The organism is Arthrobacter sp. P1_B9 (assembly GCF_056406495.1).
Genome location: NZ_JBFUAA010000013.1, coordinates 25,278 through 52,058, shown reverse-complemented (window position 1 = coordinate 52,058; position 26,781 = coordinate 25,278). Strand labels below are relative to the sequence as shown.

At 65.6% G+C, this 26,781-nt stretch carries 28 protein-coding genes; 8 read left to right on the top strand and 20 right to left on the bottom strand.

Going from position 1 to position 26,781, the window contains the following annotated elements:
- The first annotated feature begins 75 nt into the window (after positions 1 to 75).
- A complete protein-coding gene (locus AC1D1A_RS16665; protein WP_476948220.1) occupies positions 76 to 1,320 on the top strand; it encodes a flavin-containing monooxygenase in 1,245 nt (414 codons plus the stop codon).
- A gap of 140 nt (positions 1,321 to 1,460) precedes the next feature.
- Here AC1D1A_RS16665 and AC1D1A_RS16660 read toward each other — a convergent pair whose 3' ends face one another.
- From AC1D1A_RS16660 to AC1D1A_RS16645, 4 genes are all read right to left on the bottom strand, one after another.
- A complete protein-coding gene (locus AC1D1A_RS16660; RefSeq protein ID WP_476851622.1) occupies positions 1,461 to 1,880 on the bottom strand; it encodes an ester cyclase in 420 nt (139 codons plus the stop codon).
- Between the two features lie 456 nt (positions 1,881 to 2,336).
- Positions 2,337 to 2,477, bottom strand: a complete 141-nt coding sequence (locus tag AC1D1A_RS16655) for a hypothetical protein (RefSeq protein ID WP_476948219.1) — start codon at positions 2,475 to 2,477, stop codon at positions 2,337 to 2,339.
- A gap of 374 nt (positions 2,478 to 2,851) precedes the next feature.
- The gene (locus AC1D1A_RS16650; protein WP_476948218.1) at positions 2,852 to 3,634 is read right to left on the bottom strand and encodes a hypothetical protein; all 783 of its coding nucleotides are present in this window, start codon (positions 3,632 to 3,634) and stop codon (positions 2,852 to 2,854) included.
- A 397-nt stretch (positions 3,635 to 4,031) separates the two neighbouring features.
- Complete coding sequence (locus tag AC1D1A_RS16645) at positions 4,032 to 4,211, bottom strand: hypothetical protein (protein ID WP_476948217.1); 180 nt, start codon at positions 4,209 to 4,211, stop codon at positions 4,032 to 4,034.
- Between the two features lie 3 nt (positions 4,212 to 4,214).
- Here AC1D1A_RS16645 and AC1D1A_RS16640 point away from each other — a divergent pair, with 3 nt between their 5' ends.
- Positions 4,215 to 4,778 (top strand): hypothetical protein, encoded by a 564-nt coding sequence (locus AC1D1A_RS16640; protein ID WP_476948216.1) that lies wholly within the window; start codon positions 4,215 to 4,217, stop codon positions 4,776 to 4,778.
- Positions 4,779 to 5,088: 310 nt separating this feature from the next.
- Here the strand turns inward: AC1D1A_RS16640 and AC1D1A_RS16635 are convergent, their stop codons facing one another.
- The gene (locus tag AC1D1A_RS16635) at positions 5,089 to 5,217 is read right to left on the bottom strand and encodes a hypothetical protein (protein ID WP_476948215.1); all 129 of its coding nucleotides are present in this window, start codon (positions 5,215 to 5,217) and stop codon (positions 5,089 to 5,091) included.
- Positions 5,218 to 5,275: 58 nt separating this feature from the next.
- Here AC1D1A_RS16635 and AC1D1A_RS16630 point away from each other — a divergent pair, with 58 nt between their 5' ends.
- Positions 5,276 to 5,533 carry a hypothetical protein gene (locus tag AC1D1A_RS16630; RefSeq protein ID WP_476948214.1) on the top strand — a complete coding sequence of 86 codons (258 nt, stop codon included), beginning with the start codon at positions 5,276 to 5,278 and terminating at the stop codon, positions 5,531 to 5,533.
- A 220-nt stretch (positions 5,534 to 5,753) separates the two neighbouring features.
- On the opposite strand, the gene AC1D1A_RS16625 is transcribed toward AC1D1A_RS16630, so the two are convergent.
- Complete coding sequence (locus AC1D1A_RS16625) at positions 5,754 to 6,167, bottom strand: ester cyclase (protein ID WP_476948213.1); 414 nt, start codon at positions 6,165 to 6,167, stop codon at positions 5,754 to 5,756.
- A 300-nt stretch (positions 6,168 to 6,467) separates the two neighbouring features.
- On the opposite strand from AC1D1A_RS16625, the gene AC1D1A_RS16620 reads away from it, so the two are divergent.
- A complete protein-coding gene (locus AC1D1A_RS16620) occupies positions 6,468 to 7,532 on the top strand; it encodes a sigma-70 family RNA polymerase sigma factor (protein WP_476948212.1) in 1,065 nt (354 codons plus the stop codon).
- A 25-nt stretch (positions 7,533 to 7,557) separates the two neighbouring features.
- Here the strand turns inward: AC1D1A_RS16620 and AC1D1A_RS16615 are convergent, their stop codons facing one another.
- From AC1D1A_RS16615 to AC1D1A_RS16585, 7 genes are all read right to left on the bottom strand, one after another.
- The gene (locus AC1D1A_RS16615; protein WP_476948211.1) at positions 7,558 to 8,919 is read right to left on the bottom strand and encodes an MFS transporter; all 1,362 of its coding nucleotides are present in this window, start codon (positions 8,917 to 8,919) and stop codon (positions 7,558 to 7,560) included.
- Between the two features lie 88 nt (positions 8,920 to 9,007).
- A complete protein-coding gene (locus AC1D1A_RS16610; RefSeq protein ID WP_476932129.1) occupies positions 9,008 to 9,817 on the bottom strand; it encodes an alpha/beta fold hydrolase in 810 nt (269 codons plus the stop codon).
- A 79-nt stretch (positions 9,818 to 9,896) separates the two neighbouring features.
- Positions 9,897 to 10,499, bottom strand: coding sequence for a class I SAM-dependent methyltransferase (locus AC1D1A_RS16605; RefSeq protein ID WP_476948210.1), 603 nt, complete (start codon positions 10,497 to 10,499; stop codon positions 9,897 to 9,899).
- Positions 10,500 to 10,583: 84 nt separating this feature from the next.
- Complete coding sequence (locus tag AC1D1A_RS16600; RefSeq protein ID WP_476948209.1) at positions 10,584 to 11,351, bottom strand: amino acid ABC transporter ATP-binding protein; 768 nt, start codon at positions 11,349 to 11,351, stop codon at positions 10,584 to 10,586.
- Positions 11,348 to 12,367: an amino acid ABC transporter permease gene (locus AC1D1A_RS16595; RefSeq protein WP_476857462.1), complete on the bottom strand. Its 1,020-nt coding sequence runs from the start codon at positions 12,365 to 12,367 to the stop codon at positions 11,348 to 11,350. The genes AC1D1A_RS16600 and AC1D1A_RS16595 overlap by 4 nt, the downstream gene beginning before the upstream one ends.
- Before the next feature lie 6 nt (positions 12,368 to 12,373).
- Positions 12,374 to 13,276 (bottom strand): ABC transporter substrate-binding protein, encoded by a 903-nt coding sequence (locus AC1D1A_RS16590; RefSeq protein ID WP_028277463.1) that lies wholly within the window; start codon positions 13,274 to 13,276, stop codon positions 12,374 to 12,376.
- 78 nt (positions 13,277 to 13,354) lie between these two features.
- Positions 13,355 to 14,629, bottom strand: a complete 1,275-nt coding sequence (locus tag AC1D1A_RS16585; protein WP_476932132.1) for an alpha-hydroxy acid oxidase — start codon at positions 14,627 to 14,629, stop codon at positions 13,355 to 13,357.
- 134 nt (positions 14,630 to 14,763) lie between these two features.
- On the opposite strand from AC1D1A_RS16585, the gene AC1D1A_RS16580 reads away from it, so the two are divergent.
- Complete coding sequence (locus tag AC1D1A_RS16580) at positions 14,764 to 16,392, top strand: PucR family transcriptional regulator (RefSeq protein ID WP_476948208.1); 1,629 nt, start codon at positions 14,764 to 14,766, stop codon at positions 16,390 to 16,392.
- Between the two features lie 37 nt (positions 16,393 to 16,429).
- Here the strand turns inward: AC1D1A_RS16580 and AC1D1A_RS16575 are convergent, their stop codons facing one another.
- The 3 genes from AC1D1A_RS16575 to AC1D1A_RS16565 form a co-directional block, all read right to left on the bottom strand.
- Positions 16,430 to 17,806 (bottom strand): diacylglycerol/lipid kinase family protein, encoded by a 1,377-nt coding sequence (locus AC1D1A_RS16575; RefSeq protein WP_230009345.1) that lies wholly within the window; start codon positions 17,804 to 17,806, stop codon positions 16,430 to 16,432.
- A gap of 69 nt (positions 17,807 to 17,875) precedes the next feature.
- Positions 17,876 to 18,211: a cupin domain-containing protein gene (locus AC1D1A_RS16570; protein WP_026538519.1), complete on the bottom strand. Its 336-nt coding sequence runs from the start codon at positions 18,209 to 18,211 to the stop codon at positions 17,876 to 17,878.
- A gap of 98 nt (positions 18,212 to 18,309) precedes the next feature.
- Positions 18,310 to 18,627: an acylphosphatase gene (locus AC1D1A_RS16565; protein ID WP_043436330.1), complete on the bottom strand. Its 318-nt coding sequence runs from the start codon at positions 18,625 to 18,627 to the stop codon at positions 18,310 to 18,312.
- Between the two features lie 229 nt (positions 18,628 to 18,856).
- On the opposite strand from AC1D1A_RS16565, the gene AC1D1A_RS16560 reads away from it, so the two are divergent.
- Positions 18,857 to 19,132, top strand: a complete 276-nt coding sequence (locus AC1D1A_RS16560; protein ID WP_476948207.1) for a YegP family protein — start codon at positions 18,857 to 18,859, stop codon at positions 19,130 to 19,132.
- Between the two features lie 20 nt (positions 19,133 to 19,152).
- Here the strand turns inward: AC1D1A_RS16560 and AC1D1A_RS16555 are convergent, their stop codons facing one another.
- Together AC1D1A_RS16555 and AC1D1A_RS16550 are read right to left on the bottom strand one after the other, a co-directional pair.
- Entirely contained in the window at positions 19,153 to 20,091 is a 939-nt protein-coding gene (locus AC1D1A_RS16555) for a hypothetical protein (RefSeq protein ID WP_476948206.1), read from the bottom strand.
- Between the two features lie 15 nt (positions 20,092 to 20,106).
- Entirely contained in the window at positions 20,107 to 20,862 is a 756-nt protein-coding gene (locus tag AC1D1A_RS16550; protein ID WP_476948205.1) for a hypothetical protein, read from the bottom strand.
- 265 nt (positions 20,863 to 21,127) lie between these two features.
- Here AC1D1A_RS16550 and AC1D1A_RS16545 point away from each other — a divergent pair, with 265 nt between their 5' ends.
- Both AC1D1A_RS16545 and AC1D1A_RS16540 read left to right on the top strand, forming a co-directional pair.
- Positions 21,128 to 22,375, top strand: coding sequence for a mechanosensitive ion channel family protein (locus AC1D1A_RS16545; RefSeq protein WP_476948204.1), 1,248 nt, complete (start codon positions 21,128 to 21,130; stop codon positions 22,373 to 22,375).
- A gap of 169 nt (positions 22,376 to 22,544) precedes the next feature.
- Positions 22,545 to 24,425 (top strand): alpha-glucosidase, encoded by a 1,881-nt coding sequence (locus tag AC1D1A_RS16540; protein WP_476948203.1) that lies wholly within the window; start codon positions 22,545 to 22,547, stop codon positions 24,423 to 24,425.
- Positions 24,426 to 24,728: 303 nt separating this feature from the next.
- Here the strand turns inward: AC1D1A_RS16540 and AC1D1A_RS16535 are convergent, their stop codons facing one another.
- A complete protein-coding gene (locus tag AC1D1A_RS16535; RefSeq protein WP_476948202.1) occupies positions 24,729 to 25,526 on the bottom strand; it encodes an alpha/beta fold hydrolase in 798 nt (265 codons plus the stop codon).
- Positions 25,527 to 25,727: 201 nt separating this feature from the next.
- Positions 25,728 to 26,639: a pullulanase X25 domain-containing protein gene (locus AC1D1A_RS16530; RefSeq protein WP_476948201.1), complete on the bottom strand. Its 912-nt coding sequence runs from the start codon at positions 26,637 to 26,639 to the stop codon at positions 25,728 to 25,730.
- Positions 26,640 to 26,781 lie beyond the last annotated feature (142 nt).

Below are 26,781 nucleotides of genomic sequence, written 5' to 3'. Positions count from 1 at the left end.
GAGGCCTTCGCGGGCCAGGATTCTCCCGGGATCGCGCTCCTCGCGCATGTGCACTGATCGAGGTGGTGGGCGGAAATGGACGCTGAAGTGGACACGCTCGTTGTGGGCGGAGGCCAAGCGGGTCTGGCCATGAGCTACTGGCTCGACCTGGCCGGCGTCGCGCATCAGGTACTGGAACGGCGCGCCACCCTGGGCGGTGCCTGGCAGGACCGGTGGGATGGGTTCTACCTGAACACCCCGAATTTCTCGCTGTCGCTGCCGGGCATGCCCTTCTCCGGTCCGGACCCGGACGCCTTTATGCCGCGCGATGCCGTGGTGGACTATTTCCGGCACTACGCGGAGGCCATCGGCGCGCCGGTCCGCACCGGCACGGACGTCACGCGCATCGCCGCCGCGGACAGCGACGCCTTCGCCGTGGAAACAACCCAGGGCAGCTGGCGCGCGCGCAACGTGGTGCTGGCCACCGGCGGCTTCCAGAAAGCGAAAATCCCCGCGTTGTCCGCACGGCTGCCGGGGCACATCGTGCAACTTCACACCGACGAATACCGCAACCCGGGCCAACTGCCGGACGGCGCTGTGCTAATTGTGGGCACCGGCCAGTCGGGCGGCCAGATCGCCGAGGAGCTGCTGGCGGCTGGCCGCGAGGTCCATCTGGCGGTGTCCACCTGCCCGGAGGCGCCGCGCCGGTACCGCGGCAGGGACACCTTCTACTGGATGATGCAGCTCGGACTGCACGGTCCCGAGCACGGGCTGAACGGGCTTTCCGTGGAGCGGCTGCCCTCACCCGCGGCTCGGTTTGCCTGCAACCCGCTGTTGTCCGGCGCCGACGGCGGCCATGACATCCACCTGCGGGATTTGGGCCGCCGCGGAATCCGGCTGCACGGCCACCTGGACGCAGCCGACGACGGCGACCTCGTCTTCAGCGATGACCTCGCCGAACGCCTCGCCACCATTGAGGCCGGCTTCAGCCAGCGCCTCCGACCGATGCTCGATGCGTACATTGCCGCTGCTGGGATCGAAGCGCCGGAGGCTGAACTCCGGCCGACCGACGACTGGGTTCCCTCAGAGCCGGCGCGGCTGAACCTGGCAGCGGAGGGCGTTACGTCCGTCCTGTGGGCCACCGGATACCGGCTCGACTTCGGCTTCCTCGACATCCCCGTACTGGACGAATGGAACTACCCGCGCCACAGCCGCGGCGTCACGGACTACCCGGGCCTCTACGCCGTGGGCCTGCCGTGGCTCACCGGGCACAGCTCGGCGGTCGTGGCCGGTGTGGGACGCGATGCCGAGTACATTGCCGGGCACATCGCCGGGCGCTGACAGCACCTCTGATCGAACCGCCGTCGACGTCGAACGGCTGTCCGCGTTTCCCTGTGGGGAACGTGGACAGCCTTTTTATTGCGTGCTGATATTGCGTGTTCCGGCCGCGATCGCGCCGGCCCTGTTGTTTGTCGCCTGGTTCAGGCAACGGCCACGGCACCAATCTGCTGCATGAGGCCCAGGTTGTCCGTCGTGCCCCAGTGCTCGGCCACTTTTCCGTCCTCGACACGGATGATGTCAGTGCAATCGAACTCGACGCTCTTGCCCGTTGCCGGGATGCCGGCCAGTTCCCCGCGATGCGTACCCGTGAGAATCACATGGCATGCCTCCAGGTTTCCAGCCATCACCTTGGGCTCGATCTCTTTGACCTTGATGTCCGGGAAAGCCGACCGCATCGTGTTCACGAAGAACTTGACGCCGTCCTTGCCCGGCGGTTGCCCGGGCAGGGCCTCTTCGTGATCCACATAGCTGTCCGCGGCCAACTCATCAACGAGGGCGAGGTTTCCGCTCTCAATGACGTCCCTGTAAAACCGCTCAATCAATCCAACACCTTCAGACATTTCCGACTCCTTGTGGGCGCGAGACCGAATTTTGATCCCCCCAGCGCAGTGCCCCGGCAGCATGCGCAGACCACCCCGGAGGGACCCCCCGTTTTGACTCAGCAGGCAGGTCTGGCTCCGCAGGCAGGCATCAGCGATCTGCGTAGAGCGCCGAGCAACAGTGTGAAAATTCGAGTGAGGAACGGGCGAAACGCCTCGTTAAGGCAGAACATATTCCGGTGCTTCGAGGGTGTCAAGGTGCCTGAGTCACGCATAGAAGCCCTCTGCCTAACCGGATACCTTTGCCACTTTGGAAATCCACCAGCAGCCTGGGACAGCCCTGCTGCCGCATGCAGCAGGACTGCCCAGAGCCGGACCAACGCGGCGCTTGGGCAGCAGCGCATTCGAAGAGTTGGTCCAAGCCTCTAGTCGGACTCGACCCCTTCAGACATGCTCGACAACCCCGCCGTCTTGACGCTACTTCTTGGCAGTGCGGGTAACTAGCGTTCCGCCCAATTTCGACTGCTGCTGGGCCACGTTTTCGTCATTGATGATCCAGTTCTCGCCAACGAGGACGTGCATGCCGACCATATCCGCGAACTGCTTCATGCCGTCCACAACCGCATCCCTATCGGACGCCGAAGAGTACACAGAGAGGACAGACCCCGTCCCACAAGTTCCAGACTCCGCGGCTCGTGTCACGTTGTTGGTTTGCTCGAATCCTGAGCAGTCTCCACCCGCATCAACAAATGCATTCTTCAACGAAACTACAGAACTCTGGTGCTCACCATTCGCCGGGACTGTCTTCGTAGGTGTGGATGAAGACGTAGGGGCTGTGCTCGTGAACCCCTCCCCTCCTGCACATCCGGAAAGCGCGATTACGCCTATCGCGCATGCGATTAGTAGTGATCTCTGGTAATTCATGAATATTCCTTCAAAATAGCGAGGGGTAGAAGCACGGCCTGCTCCACAAAGTGATATCCGGCGGCGGATTACTGCTTCATCCAGTTGCCGCACCGTGAGGTGTTGAAGTCTTGGCCGACAGAGAGGGTCACCGAAGGTCGGCCCCCGCTCACGATGTCGTTTTCGATGATGTCGGACCCGTTTGAGCCGGTTCGGTAGATCCCCCAGTAGCAACCCGAGGTGACGTTTGCGACTGCACGGTAGGTCCCGGGCTGAATGTCAACACCGACGGTCCAGGTTCCCTCCTCGATTGTGTTCGCGGCCTGCGTCTTTTCTGACGTCGTCACGGCTTCCTCGCGCTTCTTGACCGCCGCATCGGCCGTCTTCACAGCGGCATCGGCCTCAGTCACCGCATCCTCGCGGGCCTGAACACTGGCCTCCCGCCCCTTGATGTCAGCATCGAGCGTGTCGTACCTGCTTTGAAGGCTCGTCATATCCGACTGCAGTCCCTGCTTTTCGGCCGTGACGGCCAGAAACTCCTTGCTACTTTTCGGATCCGGCAACGTCGTCCCGACTCCGACACCGACTGCCAGGAGCAGCGCGGCGGCTCCGGCCAACCAATACCAGGGAAACTTTCTTCGGCCTTTGGTGGCTCCATCAGGCATAGTCGCCGTGCGCGGTCGCGACGCGCTGTCGGGCCCCGACGCTTCGGACTGCTTCTTAGGGCGCGGCCGCCATCCGAACTTGGACGCGACGTTCTTGACGCGTGCAGGGTGGTCGGAGACCATGGTGTCGCCTCCGTGCCCCTCGTTGACCAATGGCGGATTCACCGGTTTAGCGGGAATCCCCGCTTCGGAGTTGTTTTCAGTCATGATGTAGTTCCCCATTGGTGGTTGCAAATGATTTCTCGGGTCCAGCATTCGCAAGGTTGTTTGCTGATCAAACGCCAGACCGCAGACTGAACTTACAGCCAAGGTATGACGCTCACGTAATACGCCGCCCCGTACAGCACCTAGTGACTTTGGGCCTCAGCTCGCGGCAGTGGCTGGATTCTGCGGGTAAGACCTTCTCGTTTCCCAAGATTCATTTGCTGGAAGACGAACGTGACAGCGCAAAATTGGCTCCCTGGCGTCATTTCGCAGCGATTCTTGACGAACGGCGCTCGGGGTGCAGACATGAATGACGCCAACACGTTCTTTGTCTGCGCCACCGTATATGCTTCAGCTTGAACCACGGAACGCAACTGAAATCCGCGAATCGCCTATGTGATCAAGCAAGCAGCATCTTGCCGGCAAACCGCACAGCATTGCGGCGGATCGCTTGCTTCAGTGCCTTGGCGCAGCCGCGTTCCGGCAGGGTCTCAAACCACTGAAAAAATAGGGGAAAACTATGTCCGATATCAGAAATGACTTGGCACCTTCGGCAACGCCGGAACAGCCACAGATTCACCACGTGCAGCTTGTCGAGGACAAACGAAAGAATGGCCTCGGCCTGGCATCTTTCGTCGTGGGTATCGTCGCCGCCGCCTTCAGCATCATTCCGTTGGTCGGTATGATCGCTTTCTTCCTCGGCCCCGTCGCCATCATTCTCGGCCTCATCGCCGTGTTCCTCAAGAACCGTAAGAAGGGCCTGGCGATCACCGGGCTCATTCTTGGAGTCGTCAGCCTCATCGTCGCCGGCGTCATGACCGCCGCCATCGGCGCGGCTGCCAAGTCCGTCGATGACAGCATCAACGCTGAGCACACCGTGGAGTATGTCGTCACAACCTCCGGGCCGGCCAGCATTTCTTACTGGACTGCAGGTGGAAGCTCGACCGAGGACATTACTGCTAACTGGAAGAAATCGATCACTTCCAAGGAATTCAATATCACCAGCCTCACGGTGACCGGTGATTACAGCGACAAGGCTGGCGCCGTCACTTGCGAGATCCTGATCGACGGCAAGAGCGCAGGCAAGAACACCGGCAAGGGCGCGGGTGCCCACGCTTCTTGCTCAGGGAACACCTGGAACAAGTAACCTCAGTCGGGGCTGGTACGGGACGCTAAAGCGCGCCCGTACCAGCCAGTTTTATGCCCGAATCTTTCGGTGCCGGCCCAGCGGTCCCGCCACGGCAACTGACGCCGCATACCCATCCGCCACAAGCGGTAACCGTGAACGCCATGGGCACCATCAGTCGGATGACCTGGTGGCGTCGCTTCATTTCATGAGCCCGCTGCCACGTCGGCCGCCAGCCGAGTCTCCGGTCCGCACGGCACGGGAAATTACGACGAGCTGGAGCCGAAACGTTCATGCCGCCAGGTTTTCCATGATGGATTCAGACCACAACTTAGAAGATGGAAACAATGAGAAGATCCATAGCCGCTTTGATTTTTATGCCAGCTTTGGCATTGGTCGGGTGCAGCCAGCAAGCAGCATCAGATTTTGCGGCCTCGGCCCCGACATCTGCCGCACCCACGGCTAGCTCCTCGCCCACGCCCACGCCCACGCCCACGCCCACGCCCACAACATTGGCAGTGTCCGAGAAGGCTACCTGCACGTTGCTGGTTGGCCCAAAGGAAGATGGCCCCCTCATTCAATACATTAATGGCGTTACTGGCTTTGACGCCGCAAACCAAGCCGCAATAGCCAAGACGGCGGAGGCTCGCGACGATGTGAAGGACATTGCCAAGAGTGCGAATCCCGAGATGAAGGTGCTACTGACAGCCCTCTTCTCCGAGGACTTCAACGAATTTAAGGCCTCAGGAGTGGACCTTCTTACCCGTTGCTCGTAGGGCATTCATCCGCATCTGCTTTTCCTCACGTGACATTTCTCGTTCAGTAAATAGGCACCCGTCGACGACGAGTGCCTAGACTCCGCTTCCGGGTCTTCGAGGGTGTCAAGATGCCTGGCTGCCCACCGATCCCGGCCCAGCGGCGACACGCCAACACCATGACGGCAAGGGGCCCTTCCGTGCGGAAGGGCCCCTTGCTGCGGCCTAGTTAGGTGCTGCCTTACTCCGGTACGGCGCCGATTTGCTGCATGAGGGTCATGGTGTCCGTGGCTCCCCAGTGCTCGACGACTTTGCCGCCGTCGACGCGTATGATGTCTACGCCGCTGAACTCGACGCTGCGCCCGGTGGGCGCGACGCCCATCAGTTCTCCCTGATGCGTTCCGGTCAGGACCACGTATTGCGCCTCTAGATTTCCATCTACCAGCGCCGGTTCGGTGATCTTGGCCTTGAGATCCGGGAATGCCGCCCTCATCGTGTTGACGAAGTATGCGACTCCGTCCTTGGCGGGCGATTGTCCGGGAAGGGGGTCGTGATCGACGAAATCATCACTGACCAGTTCATCGATGAGGGCGAGGTTTCCGTCCTCAATCACCTCTGTGTAAAACCGCTTGATCATTCCAGTCCCGTCAGCCATTTCCGACTCCTTGCAGGCGCGAGACCGAAATGGATCCCCCAGCGCGTTGTTCGACGGGCCGCAAAACCACGCCGCCAGCCATTCCGGGCAAGGGCCGCGCGGGGTGCCGAGAAGACTGTGAAAAATCGGATGGAACGGGCGAACTGGCCCGCTAAGGCCGAAGATATTCCCGGCGTTTGAGAGTGTCAAGATGCCTCGTCTATCGCCTTTTTGCAAGGTCCGCCCCCAGCCCCGCCGAATATTGTCACACCGTCCACGTAGTCTGCCTTCACGAGCATGAACCGTCCGGCAGGGGATGACATGGCTGACCCAATCCACGAGGCAATCGGCAGGGCACCGTCCCTGCCCGCGGCAGGTGCTTGGGTCCCTGAAGCGTTCGATTCGGATGACGCTGGCCGGGCGCAACATCCGCAAGCCGGTGGCGGGTTGACCGATGACGCCGTCGCTGACTACCTGCGCCGCCTGGGCCAATACGATTTGCTCACCGCCGAGCAGGAAGTGGAACTGGCGCAAGAAATCGAGGCGGGGCTATTCGCGGAACGGCTCTTGGCGGATGGCACATCGCGGCCCGGCCAGGATACAGCCGACCTTCGGACCATCATCCTTCTGGGCCAGCGTGCCGCCGACACGTTGTTCCACGCCAACCTCCGGCTCGTCGTGTCGATCGCCAAGCACTACACCCACCGGGGCCTCGACTTTGAGGACTTGATCCAGGAAGGAAACCTGGGACTCCACACGGCTGTCTGCAAGTTCGACTTCACCAAGGGTTTCAGATTCTCCACCCACGCCACATTCTGCATCCGCGGCGGCATCCTCAAGGCGCTGACTGAACAGGCACGCCTGATCCGGCTGCCGGGCAACGCCGTCGACCAGCTGCAGAAGATACGGTCAGCGCAACGGACGGCCGCCATGACAGGGACCGTCTGCAACAAGGAAGATCTCAGCCAACTGACCGGAATTCCAACCGGAAAGGTTGAGTGTCTGCTTTCCGTGGACCGGCCGGCCTGTTCCTTGGACTCGTGGGTGCCCGACGGCCGGGGCGGGACCGAAGCCCTCGCCGAACAGCTGTTGGTTTCCTCCGACCACGACGCAACCGATGCGCTCTTCCATCAACAGATGAATACACAGGTACATGCCGCACTCAGCACGCTCGAGGTCCGGGAAGCCCAGGTCATTGCGATGCGCTTCGGCATCACGGGCGGCGGAGCGAAAACCTTAGCCGCGGTAGCGGAAACCTACGGCATGACCCGAGAAAGCATCCGCCAGATCGAGGTCACCGCGATGGAGAAGCTCAGACACCCGTCCCGGTCCGACTCCCTGCGGCAGTATCGGATTGACAGTCAGGGCCCATCCGGCGGGGAGTAGACGTTGGCTCGCGCAGCGCCGGACCTCAGGCCCTCCGCTCCCGCCACTGCAGCGACACGACAAGCACCACCGCGCCCAGCCCCAGCATCACGAACACCATTAGTCCCCAGTTCGCCTGCGTCACGCCGCTCCCATAGAAGATGCCGATCAGCACGGTCGCCGTGATCGCGCCGAGGTAGCGGCAGGTCTGGAAGATCCCGGCGGCCACCCCCCGCTCCTCCGGCCGGGTGGACACATACATGCCCTGGCTCGAGGAAATGGCGACCACGCAATACGGCACACCCAGCAAAGCGGTCAGCGCGAGCACCAGCGGGGCTGCGAGGGACGCCGTCAGCAGCCACATCGCCGCAGACGCGACGAGGAGCAGCACGACGCCGGCGATCAGCACCCGCCGCACGCCGAACCGGTCGATCGCGCGGACCGCGAACGGCGTCCCGACCACGGAGATCGCGGCGAGCGGCAGCATCAGCAGGCCCACGACGCCGGGATTGTAGCCGCCCGCGGTCTGCAGCAGCTGCGGCAAACCGAAGAACGCGAAGTAGTAGACGCCGTTGAACAGTGCAAAGCCCAGGTAGACCAGCAGCAGCGGCCGGTTGCGGCCCAGCAGCCGCAGGTCCAGGAAGGGCGGGCTGAACCGCAGCTCCCGCCACGCGAACAGCGCCGCAAGGACCAGGCCGCCGCCCAGCAGCCACCACCGGTAGTCGGGCAGCACATTCAGCATCGCCATCATCACCAGCACCAGGGCACCGATGAAGGCCCCAATCCCGGGCAGGTCAGAGTCGCGCACCAGTTCCGACACCCGGCCGCGTTCCCGGGCACCGTCGGCCGGGGCAAAGCGCCGGACCACAAGGATCGCCAGCAGCGAGAGCGGGACGTTGATCAGGAACAACGCCTGCCAGCCCACCAGGCTCACCAGCAGGCCGCCCACCACGGGCCCGACGGCGGCCGCCGACGTGTTGGCCATCTGGATCCGGCCCAGCGGCCGGGTGGACTTCACGTTCGCCTCCCGCGCCAGCGCGGCGACCATGACGACGGCGCTCGGGTACGCCGTCGCGGTGCCGAGGGCCATGAACGCCCGCGCTACGCAGAGCAGCGCGAAGTTGGGCGCAAAAGGCGCGAGCGCGCAGGTCACTGCCACCAGGGCCATGCCCAGCAGGAACAGCCGCCGCGGGCCGAAGCGGTCCGCCAGCCGGCCCATCAGCGGCTGGCCGGCCGCGGAGGTGAGGTAGAACGCCGTGATCACCCAGGTGACCGTGGCGACGTCGAGCCCGAAGTCCTCGCGCAGCACCACCAGGGCGACAGCGATCATCGACGAATTCAACGGGTTCAGCGACGTGCCGAGGCTGAGTCCGGCGACGGCCAGGCCTGCACGGGGAGAGTTGCTCACGGCAACAGTCTGTCCTACGACGCCGGCCGAAATCGAACCGGACGACGCATGCCGCCGTCGTCGTCGATCTGGCGCCAGCCCTCCATGTCTAGCCGTTGTTCCCCGCGCTGACCGCCGAGGTGATGAATGACGTGACCATGCTGAGGACCGGGCCGGCGGGAACCAAGGTCTGCCCGTGGTTGCGGCCAGGCAGTGCCTGAAATTGGGCCCTGGGCATGAGCTGGGCCGCCCGTTCCGAGTCCGCATACCGAAGCGGGTCTTCCGTGCCGGCGAGCAGCAAGGTGGGGGTGTCCATTGTCCGAAGAACGGCCTCCGGGATTCCGGGCTCGTCCTCACTCCGCCGGAAGTAGGCGCGCAAGGCCGCGGGGTCGTTGGCCAGCAGCGCGGCGGCCGTCTGCGGATCAAGGTCACGGCCCGTGGCGATACTCCACTGGCGCAGAAATTCCGGCATGCCGCCCCGGTCCAGGGCCTGGTCATATCCAGGGAAGAAGATCGATTCGATTTGCCCGGCCGGGGAGCGGTACGTGCCGCCCGCAGCCGTAAATGTCTTGACACGCTCGGGGCTGCTGGCCAGCAGTGAGAAGCCGACTCGCGAGCCGGCAGAATACCCCACGTAATGGGCTGCCTGCGCGCCGGCGGCGTCCAGGACTGCCACAACATCCCCGACGAGCAGGTCCATGCTGTAGGCGTCTTCGTGCTGCGGCTTGTCGCTGCGGCCGTGTCCCCGCAGATCCAGAGTCACCACGTGAAAGCGCTCCTGCAAGGCCTTCGTGTAGCCCAGTCCCCGCCAAATGGCACGGGAGAGCCCTGAACCGTGCACCAGAACTATAGTGGGGCCGGCGCCCTGCTCCTGAAAGGAAATTCGGACACCATCCACGGCGTTGAAGGCATCACCCATAACGTACTGCTCCTCTCGGAGACCTCTTCGGTCGATCAGGTCGGGCGGAAGTCCTGCCGGATAAGGGTCTTGCCCGGCGTCAGGGTTTCCGGGCGATGACGTCGAAAATGTGCCAGTGCTTGGGACCGCGGAAGGATTGGCCGTCGGCATCGTAGATCTCGAACGTGAGGATATCCAGTCCCTCGAACAAGCCTCTGGCCTCAGCTTCGGTGTGGAAGTTCCATTCGGGAATGGCGGCCCAGGAGTCCCGTTCGCCGAACAGATTCACGGAAATGACGCCGGAGGGGCGCAGCGCCCCCAGCAGCATCCGCCAAAGGCGGGCGAAGTTTTGGGGGTGGACGAAGGGCAGCGAATAGCTGGCCAGGATGAGCCCCGCCTCCGGGAGCGGCGGAAGGTCCTCGAACGGGCTTAGCTCGACGTCCAGCTGTTCGGCGAGCGCCGCGGGCACAGTTGCGAGCAGCTGGTCCCGGGTGTCCGGCTGTGAATCGACGGCGAGGACCCGCCAGCCGCCGTCGAGCAGCTCCAGTGTTTCCTTGCCCGCGCCGCAGCCGAGATCGATGGCGCGGCGGCCGTTCCCCGGGCCGGCGAAGGCCATGGCGTCGAGGCACAGCGTGCGCACCCCGCGGGTTGCCTGGGCGGCGTTGTAGTCCGCCCAGATCTTGCTGTCCGCGGGGCTGTCCACGGATTCAGTGTTGCACCGGCGCGGCGGCGATGCCACCGTCTCCGGAGAGGCATGGGCTCACCGCCGCGCCGTCAACCCTCGGCGTCACAGCACCTTGGAGAGGAACGCCTTGGTCCGGTCGTGCTGGGGATCGCTCAGGATCTGGCGGGGAGCCCCGGCCTCCACCACCACGCCGTCGTCCATGAAGACCAGGGTGTCGGCCACCTCGCGGGCGAACCCCATCTCGTGGGTCACCACAATCATGGTCATGCCGCTCTTGGCCAGTCCTTTCATGACATCGAGGACCTCTCCCACCAACTCCGGGTCCAAGGCACTGGTCGGTTCGTCGAAGAGCATCAGCTTGGGGTCCATGGCCAAGGCACGGGCAATGGCCACCCGCTGCTGCTGGCCGCCCGAAAGGTGCGCCGGATAGGCATCGCCCTTGTCCCCCAGCCCCACGCGCTCCAGCAACTCCATGGCCCTTGCCGTGGCAGGGGCCTTGGAAATCTTCTTCACCCGCATGGGCGCAAGAATGATGTTCTCCACCGCGGTCAGGTGCGGGAACAGGTTGAACCGCTGGAACACCATTCCGATTTCCTGCCGCTGGAAAGCAGCTTCCTTGAGCTTGAGTTCGTAGAGCTTCTCGCCTTTTTGACGGTAGCCGACCAGCTGTCCGTCGACCGACAGCCGGCCGCCGTCAACCACTTCCAAGTGGTTGATACAGCGCAGGAACGTCGACTTGCCCGAACCGCTGGGCCCCACGATGCAGAGGACTTCCCCGGGGTCGACCTCCAGGCTGATCCCACGCAGGACTCTGTTGGATCCGAAATTCTTGGAAACCTTCTCCGCAAGAACCATTGGCACGCCCGTCATCCCTTACCTCCAAAATCTGTGCCGAGCGGTGCACCCGGCGCGCCAGGTCCGGCCGTCGGCGCCGGTTCGGGCGCGGCGGGTGCCTTGCCTGTCTTGATCCGTCCGGTTCCGCGGGAGAACCGCTTTTCGATGAAGTGCTGCCCGACCATGAGGACGGAGGTGAAGAGCAGGTACCAGAGCGAAGCAACAATCAGCAGCGGGACGGGGGTGAACGTCACGGCTGAAATGCCGCGGGACACTCCGTAAAGGTCGATGCTCAACGGGATCGCGGCCACCAGGGATGTGGTCTTGAGCATTGAAATCACTTCGTTGCCGGTCGGCGGAATGATGATCTTCATGGCCTGCGGAACCACCACATACCGCATGGTCTGGCCCCAGGACATGGCCAGGGCCGTTGAAGCCTCCGCCTGGCCCTCGTCCACGGACAGCAGGCCGGCACGCACGATTTCAGACATGTAGGCGGCCTCGTTCAAGGCCAGACCGATCACGGCGGTAATGAACAGGTTCGTGAAGATCTCGTTCGGGACGGTGACCCACGGCGTCGTGAACGGAATCCCCAGCGTGAACACCGGGTAGATCAGGGCCACGATGCCCCAGAACACCAACTGCACGTAGACAGGGGTTCCGCGGAAGATCCAGATGTACAGCCAGGCAATGCTCTTGAGCACCGGGTTTGGTGAGAGCCGCATGATGGCCAGCAGCAGGCCGATGACGATCGCGCCGATCATCGAGTAGATGGTCAGCCACAACGTCACCCACGCGGCCTGGCTGATCCGGCGGTCAAAAATGTACTTCCCGACATCCGGCCAGCCATAGTCCGAGCGCTGGGCGGCGTCCAGGACAAATACCGCCAACCCCAGCAGCAGAACCACGGCAATCACGATCCGCCACGGGTGCCGCAGCGGGATCGCGACGATCGCCTCCGCCGGCGAGTTGTCCGTGTCCTGCCCACCCCGGGCCCGCAGCTTCCTGTCAGGCTCCGACTCAATCATCCTGTCGGATTCCGGCTCGCTCATTTGCTATCACCCTTTGGCTGCCACGTTGAGAGTTGCTGTCTTGACGCCACCGGACTCGACGCCCCACTTGGACAGGATCTTGTTGTACGTACCGTCGTCGATCAGTGCCTGCAACGCCTTCTGCAGGACCGGGGTAAATTCGCTGCCCTTGGCCACGGGCATCCCGTACGGCGCCACCTCAAAGGCGTCGCCGGCGGTCTGCAGCTTGTCCTTGGTCTTGGAGATCGCATACAGAGTCACGGGCGAATCGGCGCTCATCGCATCGACCTGCCCCACCACGAGGGCGTTGGTTGCCTGGTCCTGCGCGTCGTACTTGAAGATGGTGATCGCCGGCTTGCCTGCATCCGTGCACGCCTTCGACTTGGCCGGCACCTCATGCGTGTCCTCATAGGTGGTGGCCTGGACGGCGACCTTAAGCCCGCAGGCGTTGTTCGGGTCCACATTCTTGCCCTTGGGCGACGCCCACTGGATACCGGCCGAGTAGTAGTTCACGAAATCGACCTGCTTTTCGCGTTCCAGTGTGTCGGAGAAGGACGACATTCCCATGTCGTCCTTCCCTGCCTTCACCGCCGGCAGAATGTTATCGAAGGTGCCGATGTCGAAGTTGACCTTCAACCCCATAACCTTGCCCAGGGCATTGGTGAGGTCCACGGACCAGCCTGCCGGTTCGCCGTTATCGTCCTTGAACTCGTTGGGCGGGTAGTTGTTGGCCATGCCGACGTTGAGCACGCCGGAGCTCTTCATTTTTTCCGGGAGCGAGGCAGCAATGGAGTCATTCTTTTGCACGTCGATGGCGTCAGCGGTACCGGATGCCGAGCCGGTGGCGGCGGGTTCGCTGTTGTTGACACAGCCCGAGAGCGAGAGCGCCGTGGCTATGGTCAGAACTGGAAGAAGGTATCGGGTGCGCATGGCTTCCTTAGCTGTTCAGGGATTCTCTAGGCTCCCGCAACGCTGCGGGAGGGCACTGCATGACTGCTTATTCAAAACTCAAGAATTTGTGTTTTCCGACGCTCTTGTCTCAAGAAGTTCTCCGGAATGACGAATATCCCGAAGAATTTCCCCGCCCCGGGCCTTCAACTCGGAAATACTGGAGACGCCCACTAACGTCATCGTACGCCGCAGTTCATCCCCGAAGATGTCGATGATGCGTCCGACGCCCGGTGAGCCGGCCGCTACCAATCCGTACAGGTAGGCCCGGCCGATCGAACAGGCATCGGCTCCCAGCGCCAGCGCCTTGAGGATGTCGCTCCCCCGTCGGATGCCCGAGTCCACGTAGATCTCGATCGAATCGCCCACCCGTTGCCGCGATTCCTGGAGGACGTCCATGGGGCTCAGCATGTGATCGAGCTGGCGGCCGCCATGATTACTCAACTGGACGGCGTCCAGGCCAATCCGGGAGGCCTTCGCGACGTCGGCCGGGTTGACGCAGCCCTTGAGCACGATTTTGCCGTGCCAGGCCTGCCGCAGGGCCTCAAGTTCCTTCCAGCCGCTGCTGGCATCCGAGTGGCCCAGGATGTGCTGCCACATGGTCGGGGTCACCACGGAGGAGGCGGCGGGGCTCTGCGGATCCAGGTTCGGGAAGCTGATGCCGTCCGACTTCAAAAAGTTGATCCACCAGGAAGGGCGCCGGGCGATGTCCGCGATGGTTGAGAGCGTGAGCGCGGGAGGGGCGGTGAATCCGTTGTGGAGGTCGCGTTCCCTGGAGCCCAGTGCCCGCGTGTCGACGCCGACAATCAGGGTGTTGAATCCGGCTGCCTTGCAGCGGGCCAGTTTGTTCTTCATCGCCTGGGCGTCGGAGGTGAGGCCAAAGTTGAACCAGCGGTCAAGGGACGGGTGGTGCTCTGCGATGGTTTCCATGGGCACGGTGCTCAGCCCGGCCAGCCCATAGGGGATGCGGGCCCGGTCCGCGGCGGCCGCGACGGCCAGTTCGCCCTCGGGATGGAACAGCCGGGTCGCCCCGGTGGGGGTCAAGGTCAGCGGCAGCGCGCTTTCTTTTCCGAGCAGGGTCGTCGTCGTATCGGGTCCGGACACCGGGCCCCAGCTGGGCATGAGGGCCCAGGCGTCGAAGACGGCCCGGTTGCGGCGCAGCGTCACTTCATCTTCGGATCCCCCGTCGAGATAATCGAAAATCCCGGCCGGCAGGACCTTGCGCGCCGCTTTCCGGAATTCCTCGACGTTGTAGGCGCCCGCCAGCACACGCCGTTGGCGGGACAGGACGGGGGCCTTCACCTGGACGAGTTGCCTGGCTTCGCTGATTTTCAATGACGGCCTTCCGTTGAACTGTGCTGCGTTATGGTTCAGCGTAGGAAATGAAGCTCCGCATCACCATGGAGTTATCGACAAATTGAGGGGCCAATCATTAGTAGCGAATACCAAACAGCTTCCTGGGTGTCCCGGTGACGGCACCGGAGGTGAAGACGCACGCGCTGCCTACCCTGGCCGACGTCGCCCGCTCGGCGGGCTCGGAAATTCTCAGCCTCGTGGAAATGCCGTCAGATGACCGGCAGACTGTGGCCGGCTCGGTTCTCTACGACTCGACGGCGCGGCCCGCCAAGTTCCCGGGTGCCGTTGCCCTGGCCATTGGTTTGTCCCTTTCCGGGAAGCGTCTGGGCGCGAAGGTGCGGGAACTCAGCGACGCCGGGTACGTGGCGATCGTCTACAAATCCAACGGCACCTCGGACGAAGTCCTGCGGGCAGCCGCCCGGGACAATGGGATGGCGCTGTTCCGGGCCTCCGACTCGGTGCCCTGGAACCAGCTTTCGGAGATCATGGACGCGGCAGTGGTCCCGCACCGGCAATCGGGCCGGACCCTGGTGGACATCCGGCCCGGAGACCTGTTCGACCTCGCCAACACGGTGGCGGCCCAGGCTGGCGGTGCCATCGCGATCGCCGATCCCGAGCAGACGATCCTGGCGTATTCCACCCTCCCGGACCAGCCCATTGACGAGACGCGCCGGAGCTCCATCCTGAGCCTGCAGGTGCCGCATTCGGTGGAAACGGACAACGATTACCGCCGTGTCCATGCTGCCACCGATGCGCTGGATGTGGCCACGCAGGATCCCTCGCTCCGGCGCACGGCCATAGCGATCCGGGCCGGCGACTCCGTTCTGGGCTCGCTCTGGCTCCTTGAACTGGCGGACCACCACAACGAGGACGCCAACCGGATCCTGCGCGAAGCCGCCAACGTGGCCGCGCTCCACATCCTGCACAAACGGACCACCTACGTCTCGAACCTGACCCGCCAGATCGATCTCGTCCAGCCGCTGCTGTTCGATCCGAAACGCGCCGAACTGGCCGCCATCAGGCTCGGGATCTCGGCGCCGTCGATCCGGGTTGCGGCCCTGGGCGTCTGGCCGTCCGAGGCCATCGCGGCCGAAACGCTGCAGTCCCGCCTGCGGCTCTTCGACACCATCCGGACCGCCTGCGCCATCCGGCTGCCCTCGGCCGTCTGCGGGCTCTCGGACAACATCGTGTACATCGTCCTGCCGCAAACCACCGAAACCTCACGCCACTTCCAGCGCACCGCGCTTCTGAAAATTGTGCAGAATGCGCGGCGGCTGCTCGCACGCCCGGTCCTGGCCGCGCTCGGCGCCGCGGCGACGATCGACCGGCTGGAGGACTCCAGGGTCAACGCGGAACTGGTCTTGTCCGAACTTGTGCGCAACGTCGCGGAGGGGCGCATCGCCGCCGATTCTGATGACATCGTGGCCGACGACGACTCCCTCGGCTCGCGCCTGCTGCTGCGTCAGTTCGTCTCGGCGCTGACGGCCGCCGGCCAACTGCCCGGATCGCACGCGCTGAGCATCGCGGCGTACGACGAACAGCACAGGAAGTCCTTCGAGGAGACGATCTACGCCTACCTCAGCTGCGGCGGAAACGCGATCGACGCCGCCAAGTCGCTGGATGTGCACGTCAACACGGTCCGGTACCGATTGTCCCGGGTGGAGCCGCTCTTCGGCATAGACCTCGACGACGCCGAAACGCGCCTGCTCGTGTGGCTGCAGTTGTGGGCACGGCACAACTAGTCGCCGTCGTACACGGTTCAGGCCAGATCTGCCGAGGCTACGATCCCCCGCCGGCGTGCGGAGGAACGGCGGACGACGGCGCAGACGGCGCAGACACGTGCCGGCCCCACGCCAGCTCGCGGAGCCGGACCAGATCCAGCGCCGGTTGGGCCGGTGGGACGCCCGGACGGTTCCGCGGAACCAGTACCCGCAGTGCGCGGGGTTCGATGGTGCACCGTACCGGTGTGCTCATCAGCAGAGCCTCACCGTCCACTCCGACGGGGATATCGGGCACGTCGGCGTCGACCACCACCTCCGCCGCGGTGCGTTGGATCAGGCCGCGCTTCGTGGCACGGCGCAGCAGGCCGACCGCTTCCCGGGTGTTGGCGGCGGAAATCGCCACCGCGCCGAGCACGCCGCGGTCCAGCCGGGTTCGGCGGCCCAGGCCGGCGAGGTCATTGCTGCCGTACGGACCGTTGCTCACCAGCACCGCCTGCGGGCCGTCCACCGTTTCCCCGTCAGCCTGCGCCCGCAGCCGCGCACCCTTATCGCCCCTGATCAGGTCCGGAAGCATCTCCAGCACGGTACCGGCCTTGTCGTCGCGGTACGCAGGGCTCTGCACCACCTCGGCGTACACCCCGAAGGATGCGTTGTTGACGAAGGTGCGGCCGTTGATCTTGCCGAGGTCGACGTGAAGCTCCACCCCGTCCCGGAGGGCATCGAGGCAGCCTGTCGGGTCCTCGCGGTCCAGCCCGAGATCCAGGGCGAAATGGTTGCGCGTGCCGGCGCTGATCACCAGGAACGGAAGGTTGTGCTCGGCCGCAATGCCGGCCACCAGCGCCTGGGTTCCGTCCCCACCGGCGACGCCGAGCAGATCGGCCCCGCGCTCCACGGCCTGCCGGGCCAACGCGTCGACGTCGACCGGTCCCGGTCCCTCAAGAAGCGCCACCTCGGCGCCGAGTTCTTCCGCCTTCCGCTGGAGGTCGAACTTCACCACCTTGCCCCCGCCGGAACGCGGATTCATCACCAGGAAAGCATGCTGCCAGGCAGGGGCGGGGTGCTCGGGCATGGCTTTGCCCTCACTCCTTTCCCGGAGCGCGGCGCGGGCACAGACCAGGGCAACGAATGCCAGCGCAGCGGCAATCGCCACCTCCCGGAGCAGGCTCCCCTGGATGTAGAGGGCCACGACCACAAGGGGTGCGAGTACCGCCAGCGCCAGCGCAAACCAGCGCAGAAGACCGCGGCTGATGAGGAACCAGTAGATCGCTGCCACGGCCACCAACACGGCGCCCAGGCCGGTCGTGACCAGCGCAATAGTGCCTGCCAAACCCGCCGCCACCAACGGGACAGCCACCGCGAGGACAACTGCGGCGAAGGCCCCCCTGGCCCACCACCGCCGGGTCTTTGGGACCTCGTCGAAAGGGATGACAGTCATGTCCTGCTCCTTGCGGTAATCCGGCCCCTGGAGTGGCTTCGACCGGTCTCGCCGCCTGCGGCTGGGCCGTCAGGTCTTGATTTTCGCCACGGTCATGAGGATCGCCGAATCTTCCTCGGCCTCCAGGCTGTGCAGCCCCTCGGGCACGATCAGCAGATCGCCGGTCTTGCCCTGCCACGATTCGTTGCCGGCCCGCAGGCGCACGCAGCCGCGGAGCACAAACACGGTCGCCTCGCCGGGGTTCTGGTGCTCGCTCAGCTGCGTCCCCGCCCTGAACGCCATAACGGTCTGGCGCAGGACTTTCTCATGCCCGCCAAACGCAGTGTCCGCAGCCCGTCCGCTGGGTGCCGCAACCGCGGCAGCCAGCTGCTGCCGGGCAAGGGCATCGAGCGATATCTTCTGCATGGGGCCACCCTACTCAGAAACCGGGCCCCTGCCGAGGGTCCTTCGCCCCGGACCGGCCCCGGACCGGCCACGATACCGGCCGCCGGAAAGCTGCAGCCCTAGTAGGCCACGTCGAATCCGCCGAACTCCCCCGTCGCGGCCGAGACCGATTCTTCGACGTCCTCCACCCGGCCGGGCGCCTCCGGCGAGCGCAGCCAGCGCCGCAGTTCCAGCACCACGGACTGCGGCCCCTCGGCCACGATGCCCACGGAGCCGTCGGTGTTGTTCCGGACCGTGCCGCTGAGCCCCAGTTCCTCGGCCTTTCGGACCGTCCAGTAGCGGAAGCCGACCGCCTGGACCACACCGGACACCCGCGCGTTCAGCCGCACCGGCTCGCCGGAATCCGCCGGAAACTGCACAGGATGTTTGCCCGCCATGTTCCCAATGTAGCGCCCATCCGGGCGCCCGGTTTCGTCACACAGGACTTGGTACTGCCGGCCCAGTCTCATCCGCCAGACACCAAGGGACCTTTGCCTCTTTCCCGGGGACGCCGTCCACGAAAGGGTGGCTACCGGCACTGCAGCGATTTGTCGAAGACCCGGCAACAGCACAAAGAAGTGCTCTTACCTCCACCGGCGGTCACCACCGCCAGACAAGGACAAGACAATGGCTGGACAGTTCGAAATCTTCACCGACGCGGAATCCAATGTACGGTTCCGGCTCCTTGCCGCCGACGGGACCGTGTTGGCGATTTCCACAGCATTCGACGACAAGCGCCAGGCGGCGGACGGCATCATGGCCGTGCGCGAGTGCGCCGGCACCGGGCTGATCCGGGAGGTCGGCAGCAACCCGTGGACCGGGCAGCGCAGCGGCAGGAACGCCTCGCCGACACCTGCGGTCCGGGAACACCGTCACCGCCACCGGCACCTGCCCGCTGTCTAACCCAGCGTCGTCTAACGCAGCTACTTCGCCGGTTCCGTCGCGGCGCCAGTCCCCGTGCCCGTGGCCGCGCCGTTGCCCGCCGGACGCAGCGACGTGATCATCTTCCGGACGTCCTGGTACTCCGCCGTGCTGGCGTAGAGCTTCGCCTTCTCCAGGTACGGCAGCCCGGGGTCCCCCGGCGTCGTGTTTTTCCCGGGGTCATACGCCTGCCCGAACAGCGCGCCGCTGGGCGGCCAGAGGAAGAGCTGAAACATCGGACACGACGTGGGCCCGGTCTCCTCCGGCATCATGGTGATGCCGTACGACGCGTAGGTGGGCGGCGAAGCCTCCGCCGCCCCGAAGTCGCCCCGGGCCTCGAAGACGTAGCGCGGCGGGCTCTGGTCCGCCGCACCGGGTTCGGCGAGCGCCTGCATCGGCTGAGAGTCGATGAGCAAGTAGGGCTGTTGATCGCCGCATTCGGCGCCCGTGACGATGTTCGTGCGCAGCGCGGCCATCTGCTTCCCGGCGGCGTTCACAACGTCCACGAACTCACCGCCCAGCGGCGCCTCCCCTGCAGGGTCCCGGATCTCCCACGCGGCCGGGTAGTCGAAACTCAGCGTCCCGTCCGACGTCGTGAACGTCTTCCAGCCGGACGACGACGGCGGGAGGGCCGACGTCGTCGGGGTTGCCGCCGCGGTGCTCCCCGGAGCCGTTCCCGATGCTGTGTCCGTGGCTGACTCCGACGGCGTGGTTCCCTGTGTCCCCTGCGAAGAGTCTCCCGACTGGGTGTTTCCCGGCTGGTCATTTCCCGGCTGGGTGCCTCCGGCAGGCGGACCTGCGGACGTTGCCTCCGGCGCAGCGCCGGATGTCGCAGGGGGCGCCGCCGGTGAGCCGCAGCCGGCCAGCAGCAGGGCCGCGAGCACCAGCGCCGAAACAAACGGAGCCGGAACCGCTGCCGGTGTGAGCCGTCGCCTCGCCATGAGCCCGGGCCGGCCCTACTGCCCCGCCGGGCGCAGCGAGGTGATCATCTTCCTGATGTCCTGGTATTCGGAGGTCTCCAGATAGGCCTCCGGGGTGTCGACAAAGGGCTCGTTGCCCGGGGTGGTGTCGAAGGGGTTATAGACGCCCCCGAACGACGCTCCGCTGGGCGGCCAGGTGAAGAACTGGAAAATCGGGCAGGCATCGGGCCCGGACGGCTTGGGCGCGGAACTGATGCCGTAGGCCATGACGTTGGCCTTCGTGGGGTCCTTCTCGGCCGGATACAGCCGCAACTCAAAGATGAAGTGCGGCGTGACGCCCTGCTGGGCCAGGGCCGGAACCTGCACCAGATCGAGCACCTGGTAGGGGATCCGCTGCGTGCATTCCGCGCCCGGGGCGACGTTGGTCTTCAAGGTGGCCAGCGACTTGCCGCCCGCGTTCAGGACCTCCAGGAACACGCCGCCGGGGGCCGCCTCGGCGCCGCGGTCCTTGACGGTCCACTCGGCGGGGTGATCGAACTCGAGCTTCCCGTCCGGGGTCTTGAGGCTCTGCCAATCCGCCGCCGTCGGCGCCGGAGTGCCCGGCGCCGACGGCGGCTCGGTCGGCGGGACATCGACGGCGCCGCTGCTGGCCGGCGCGGACGTCAGTGGGGGCACGGTGGGCATCGACGGCGACGTCGGCCCCGGGCCCGCGGGCGCACCGCAGGCGCCCAGCAGCGCCGCAACCAAGAAGCCGGCCGACGCTGCCGTGCCGAACGCCGCGAGTCGACGCATGTCACCCTCCCCCTGGGATTCAAGTGGTTCGACCATTGTGGAGCGTCCGTCGGCAAAATCAAGAGGCAAAAGTCCCGGAGTGGCGGGCCGAACTCTGTCCGGGCCCGCGGCCGGACTGCGCCGGACTGCGATGGTCCGCGCCGGAACCTGCCGAAGACTTGCCGAAGACTTGCCGTGCCCGCCGGCTCCTGCAGCGGCGTGAGGAGACCCACGTTGACATCCCGGCGATTTCAGTTGCCCGTGGAAGCTTGCTAGAGCTTAAGTAATGCAAGAGTTCCTCACCCAAGCAATGCCGTTCCTGGCCATGGCCCTCGCCGTGGTTGCCGGGCTCGTCCTGTCCTGGCTGGTGCGCAAGATTGTGCTCCGGCTCAACCGCAGCAAGCCCGAACTGCGCGAGACCTCCCGCGTGGCCCGGCTGCCGCTGCGCTTGTCGCTGTGCCTGATCGCCGTCCGGATCGCGCTCGCCACGAGCGGCGGGGGTCTCGAATGGCGCCACGGCCTGGACCATTTGCTGCTGATTGCGCTGATCGGTTCGCTGGCCTGGCTGGCCATCGCCATGCTGCTCGTCATCGAGGCCATGGTGCTGACCCGGTACCGGGTGGATGTCGCGGACAACCGGCGCGCCCGGCGGCTGCGCACCCAGGTGATCCTGGCCCGGCGGATCGGCGTCGCACTGATTGCGGTGGTGGCTCTGGGCAGCATGATGCTGACGTTCCCCGCGATCCAGGCGCTCGGCGCCGGGCTCCTGGCTTCCGCAGGCGTGATCTCGATTGTCGCGGGCCTCGCAGCGCAGACCTCGCTGGTCAACGTCTTCGCCGGCATCCAGCTCGCCTTCACGGACGCGATCCGGGTGGACGACGTGGTGGTGGTCCAGAAGGAATGGGGCCGGATCGAGGAGATCACCCTGACCTACGTGGTGGTCCACATCTGGGACGACCGCCGGCTGATCCTGCCCTCGACGTACTTCACCACCACCCCCTTCGAGAATTGGACCCGGCGGCAGTCCGAGGTCATGGGCACCGTGGAGTTCGACCTCGACTGGCGCGCTCCCGTCGAGGCAATGCGCGGCGAGCTGAAGAAGGTCCTGGCCGATACGCCGTTGTGGGACAAGCGTGTGGGGATCCTGCAGATCACGGACGCCACCGCCGGCTTTGTCCGCGTGCGCATCCTGGTCAGCGCCGCGGACAGCGCCTCCCTGTTCGACCTCCGCTGCCTGATCCGCGAGGAACTGGTGCTGTTCCTGCAGCAGGACCACCCGACGGCGCTCCCCCACGTCCGCCTCGAATCGCTGCCGTCGGCACTGGCGGCGTCCACTTCCGGCAACGCGTCCGACGCCGTCACGGGCTCCAAGCGCCCCGGCAAGGCTACGGCCGAGCACCACCGGCACCCGGATCCCCACGACTCCCAGCTGTTCACCGGATCCATCGAGGCGATCCAGCGCTCCAAGGCCTTCTCCGGACCGGGCGAGGACGTCTTCGAGGACCGCGACAACGCCATCGCCTCGCAGAACTGAAATGCAGGGGTTCCTTGTCAAGAGGGGCCGGGCGGCCGCGCCTGGACAGCACGACAGCACAGCCGGACCGGGCAGGTCTTCCCAGCCCCCGCCAACTGGTCAATAATCAGACGTTGGCGGGTCAGCAACGCGCTGCCCCCTTGTCTGCCGGACCAGCTGAGGAGTCCCCATGACGGTCGAAGAAGCCCCCACGGAAACACCCAAGGCGACTGCCGGCGACTGGTTCCAACGCGCCGTCGTCTATCAGATCTATCCGCGCAGCTTTGCCGACTCCAACGGCGACGGCATCGGCGACCTCCGCGGAATCATCGGCAGGCTGGACTACCTCCAGCGGCTGGGGGTCGACGTCGTCTGGCTCTCCCCGATCTACACCTCCCCGCAGGACGACAACGGCTACGACATCAGCGACTACCGGAACGTGGACCCGCTGTTCGGTACCCTCGAGGAGCTCCGGGAACTGACCGACGGGCTGCACGCGCGCGGCATGAAGCTGGTGATGGACCTGGTGGTCAACCACACCTCGGACGAGCACCCCTGGTTCGTGGAATCCCGGTCCTCGAAGGAGAACCCGAAGCGCGACTGGTACTGGTGGCGGCCGCCGCGGGACGTCGACGCCGGCGCCTCCCCGCGGCGCAAGGCGGCGGAGCCAACCAACTGGGGCTCGGCGTTCTCCGGGCCCGCGTGGGAGTTCGACCAGGCCACCGGGGAGTACTACCTGCACATCTTTTCGAAGAAGCAACCGGACCTGAATTGGGAGAATCCGGAGGTCCGCGCCGCGGTCTACGAGATGATGAACTGGTGGCTGGACCGGGGCGTGGACGGGTTCCGGATGGACGTCATCAACTTCATCTCCAAGGACACCTCGCTCCCGGACGGCCCGGTGGCCGACGGCAAGCTCTTTGGTGACGGCTCCCCGTTCTACATCGACGGCCCCCGCATGCACGAGTTCCTGCAAGAGATGCACCGGGAAGTCTTCGCGAAGCGCACCGGCGAACTGCTCACCGTCGGCGAAATGCCCGGCGTGACCGTGGACGACGCCATCCTGTACACCGACCCAGCCCGGGCCGAGGTGGACATGGTGTTCCAGTTCGAGCACGTGGCGCTGGACCAGGAGGACGGCGACAAGTGGCGGCCCAAGAAACTCCTGCTCACCGAGCTGAAGCGGACCCTGGGCCGCTGGCAGGACGGGCTGGCCGAGACGGGCTGGAACAGCCTGTACTGGGGCAACCACGACCAGGCCCGCGCCGTGTCCCGCTTCGGCGACGACAGCCCCCGATACCGCGAGCTCTCCGCCAAAATGCTGGCCGGCGTCCTGCACCTGCACCGCGGCACGCCCTACGTCTACCAGGGTGAAGAACTGGGCATGACCAACATGACGTTCGGCGCGATCAGCGATTACCGCGACATCGAGGTCCTCAACCACCACCGCGAAGCCACCACGCACCTGGGCCACACCGACGCCGAGGTCCTCGCCGCCCTCGCGCCGCTGAACCGGGACAACGCGCGGACCCCGGTCCAGTGGGACGCCTCCCGGCATGCCGGCTTCACCACCGGGGCACCCTGGATCGCGGTGAACCCGAATGCCAACCACATCAACGCCGCCGCCCAGGTGGATGATCCGGATTCGGTCTACAGCTTCTACCGCCAGGTGATAGCGCTGCGGCATGCGGAACCGGTGGTCTCGCACGGGAACTTCACCATGCTGCTGCCGGATGACCCGCACGTCTATGCGTTCACCCGGGCCCTGACCGGTTCAGATGTTTCTTCCGGCAGTCCCTCAGACAGTCAGTCGGACGGCGCCGGGATTCCGGAGCTGCTGGTGCTGGGCAACTTCTCCGGCGAGGTGCGCGACGCGGACCTCGGGGACGAGGCCTGGGCTGACGCGGAACTGGTCCTGGGCAACTATCCGTCCGACGCCTCCGACGGCGCCTCCGACGGCGGCTCTGCCGTGGGTTCAGCCGCGGGTGCGGGGCGGGAGGGCCTTTCCGCGGGCGCGGTGCGCCTGCGGCCCTGGGAACTGCAGGTGTTGCGCCGGCGCCGCGGCGCCTGATCGACGATCCTGAACGCCAGCCCACGAAAGGAAGCCACGCATGACTATTCCACCACCCCCGGCCCCGATCCGTTTCCGCCAGAACCCGGCCCCACGACGCCGCCGCCGGAGCCCGGAGACCCGTTCCCGCCGGAACCCGGTCCGGTCACGCCGCCGCCGGTTCCTGGGCCCGAGCCGGTACCCGGCCCCGCGCCCACGCCGTCACCGGAACCGGGGCCGTTCCCGACGCCGCCCGGCCCCCTCCCGATTCCGGATCCCGGCCCGGTGCCGCCGCGGCCGGACCCGACCCGGTTCTAGCGGGCGTCACCGCGCGGAGAGTCCGTGCAGGAACCGGCGCACCGCGGCGTTGAAGGCAGCCGGCGCTTCGACGGCCGCCATGTGCCCGACGTCGGGAATCATCACCAGCGTCGAGCCAGGGATCCGCCGGTTCATCTCGCGGGCCACGTTTTGCGGCGAGCGAACGTCGTCCGTGCCGTACAGCAGCAGGGTGGGCACCGCGATGGTGGGCAGCACGTCGCGGTAGTCGGCGTGGGCGTTCGCGTTCAGCAGTGCCCGCATGCCGCCCGGGTGGAAGTCGGCCATGATGGCGCTGGTTTCCTGCACCGCCGCCGGATCAGCGTGTTCCGTGAACAGCGTGGGCAGCCATACGGGGATGAATTGTTCCGCCGGCTGATCGAGTTCGGCGAGCACCTGCGCATAGCGGCGCTCGACTTCCTCGGGCGGCAAAGATCCGGCCCAACCGGCGTACGCCGAGACCAGCAGCAGCGACGCGGGCACTGACGGGTGTGCCCGGTAGAGCTCCAGTGCAATGCCGGAGCCCATGGACAGCCCGAGGACGTGCGGCCGGCCGGGAACCGCTTCCCGCAGAAAACCTGCCAGGGCGTCGCCCAAGTCCTGTCCGGTGAAGTCCGGCGGCGGATCGTCCGAGCCGCCGCACCCGGGTGCATCCCAGGCGAAAACCGTGAAGTCAGCCGACAAATCCTCGAGCTGCCGCCGCCAGATGCGGCTGTCTTCGTAGGCGCCGTGCAGCAGGACCAGCGGCGGACCCTGGCCCGCGCGCCGGTACCGGATGCGCAGGCCCGCAACCTCGACGGTCTCCATGAGGCAATGCTAGGGCGGCGCGCCGCCGCTCGGCAGGGTCAGGCGGGGCAGACCCAGGCTTGGCGGACTCAGGGGGCAGGGTCAGGCGGGGCAGGCTCAGGACGCGCAAACCCGCCCGCGGCGCGCAAATGACCCTGCGAACACCCGATTTCGGGTGTCGCAGGGTCATTTGCGCGTCGGCAGGACGGTTGCGCGTCGGTGCTACGGCTGGACGATGTCCCGGGTGCGGTGATCGTACTGGATGACCAGGAGGCCGCCGCCGTGGTGGACTTCGTGGTTGGGTCCGTCGAAGACGCCAAATGCACCGTAGTTTTCGTCCCAGGACCGGTTGAGGGCGATCTTGAAGGAGTAGAAGCCGGCAGGAATGTCCGCGGCGATCTTCCAAAGCTGATCCACCTGGTCCAGTTCCATCTGGACTTCGTCGTACTGCGGCGCCCAGTTGGCGGGCGCGCCCAGCAGAATGCTGAAGTCGCCGGCAACCGCGACGGCGTCCGGCTGCTCGATGGTGTCGACGCTGACAGCCGAGGCCGTCGCCGGGGCTTCTGCCGGAGCTGCCGCGGGCTGTGCGGCCTTCGCTGCGGGCTTGCGCTTGCGCACGGCCTTGGCCACGGGGGCCACGGCCTCCTCGATGAGCTTGGCGGCCTTGCCGGCCACCTTGGATGTGGTCGACGGCGCTTCCCCGGCCGTGGCGGCTGGCGCCGCTTCTGCCTTTGCTGCCTTCTCCGGCTTCGCCGGCTTTGCCGCGGGAGCAGTCGGAAGCGGCGTGCCCGCCGGAACGGGGGTGCCGGCGTCGAGCGCTGCAGCGAAGGCGGCAGGCTCGGCGAAAGCCACCGTGGCGCGCTGGCCGTCGTCGGTGATGGACCAGCCGGAGCGGCCCTTGACCAGCCAGCCGGCCTTGACCAGCTTGGCCGTGGCGGTGGTCAGGGTCTTGTGGCCGCGGGGAATGCCGCCACTGAGGAGTTCGCGTTCGTGGTCGTTGAGGGGCACCCGTGCGATTGCCTCGCCCAGTACGGCTCCGGCGTTCGGCTTCTCGCCGGTCCATACCTCCTCTGCCAGGACATCCAGCACGGCCTTTAGCCGAAGGTTGGTGTTTTCCGCGGTGTTCGCGCCCATGGGTCTCCTTTAGAAGCAATTGATCCACCTGCATTTTGCCAAGGAAATGTTAGTTTTTGCGAGCGGATCCGGTTAACTCTGTGTGTCGTGACCCACTATGACAGGGCCGGGCGGGGGTCGCGAGGGACCAACGCGGCCCTAC

Bases quoted from the DNA above. Each gene is read 5' to 3' on its own strand.
- AC1D1A_RS16665 (WP_476948220.1), top strand. From the start codon at position 76: ATGGACGCTGAAGTGGACACGCTCGTTGTGGGCGGAGGCCAAGCGGGT.
- AC1D1A_RS16660 (WP_476851622.1), bottom strand. From the start codon at position 1,880: ATGTCTGAAGGTGTTGGATTGATTGAGCGGTTTTACAGGGACGTCATT.
- AC1D1A_RS16650 (WP_476948218.1), bottom strand. From the start codon at position 3,634: ATGACTGAAAACAACTCCGAAGCGGGGATTCCCGCTAAACCGGTGAAT.
- AC1D1A_RS16625 (WP_476948213.1), bottom strand. From the start codon at position 6,167: ATGGCTGACGGGACTGGAATGATCAAGCGGTTTTACACAGAGGTGATT.
- AC1D1A_RS16620 (WP_476948212.1), top strand. From the start codon at position 6,468: ATGGCTGACCCAATCCACGAGGCAATCGGCAGGGCACCGTCCCTGCCC.
- AC1D1A_RS16610 (WP_476932129.1), bottom strand. From the start codon at position 9,817: ATGGGTGATGCCTTCAACGCCGTGGATGGTGTCCGAATTTCCTTTCAG.
- AC1D1A_RS16600 (WP_476948209.1), bottom strand. From the start codon at position 11,351: ATGACGGGCGTGCCAATGGTTCTTGCGGAGAAGGTTTCCAAGAATTTC.
- AC1D1A_RS16595 (WP_476857462.1), bottom strand. From the start codon at position 12,367: ATGAGCGAGCCGGAATCCGACAGGATGATTGAGTCGGAGCCTGACAGG.
- AC1D1A_RS16590 (WP_028277463.1), bottom strand. From the start codon at position 13,276: ATGCGCACCCGATACCTTCTTCCAGTTCTGACCATAGCCACGGCGCTC.
- AC1D1A_RS16575 (WP_230009345.1), bottom strand. From the start codon at position 17,806: ATGACTGTCATCCCTTTCGACGAGGTCCCAAAGACCCGGCGGTGGTGG.
- AC1D1A_RS16570 (WP_026538519.1), bottom strand. From the start codon at position 18,211: ATGCAGAAGATATCGCTCGATGCCCTTGCCCGGCAGCAGCTGGCTGCC.
- AC1D1A_RS16565 (WP_043436330.1), bottom strand. From the start codon at position 18,627: ATGGCGGGCAAACATCCTGTGCAGTTTCCGGCGGATTCCGGCGAGCCG.
- AC1D1A_RS16560 (WP_476948207.1), top strand. From the start codon at position 18,857: ATGGCTGGACAGTTCGAAATCTTCACCGACGCGGAATCCAATGTACGG.
- AC1D1A_RS16555 (WP_476948206.1), bottom strand. From the start codon at position 20,091: ATGGCGAGGCGACGGCTCACACCGGCAGCGGTTCCGGCTCCGTTTGTT.
- AC1D1A_RS16550 (WP_476948205.1), bottom strand. From the start codon at position 20,862: ATGCGTCGACTCGCGGCGTTCGGCACGGCAGCGTCGGCCGGCTTCTTG.
- AC1D1A_RS16545 (WP_476948204.1), top strand. From the start codon at position 21,128: ATGCAAGAGTTCCTCACCCAAGCAATGCCGTTCCTGGCCATGGCCCTC.
- AC1D1A_RS16540 (WP_476948203.1), top strand. From the start codon at position 22,545: ATGACGGTCGAAGAAGCCCCCACGGAAACACCCAAGGCGACTGCCGGC.
- AC1D1A_RS16535 (WP_476948202.1), bottom strand. From the start codon at position 25,526: ATGGAGACCGTCGAGGTTGCGGGCCTGCGCATCCGGTACCGGCGCGCG.
- AC1D1A_RS16530 (WP_476948201.1), bottom strand. From the start codon at position 26,639: ATGGGCGCGAACACCGCGGAAAACACCAACCTTCGGCTAAAGGCCGTG.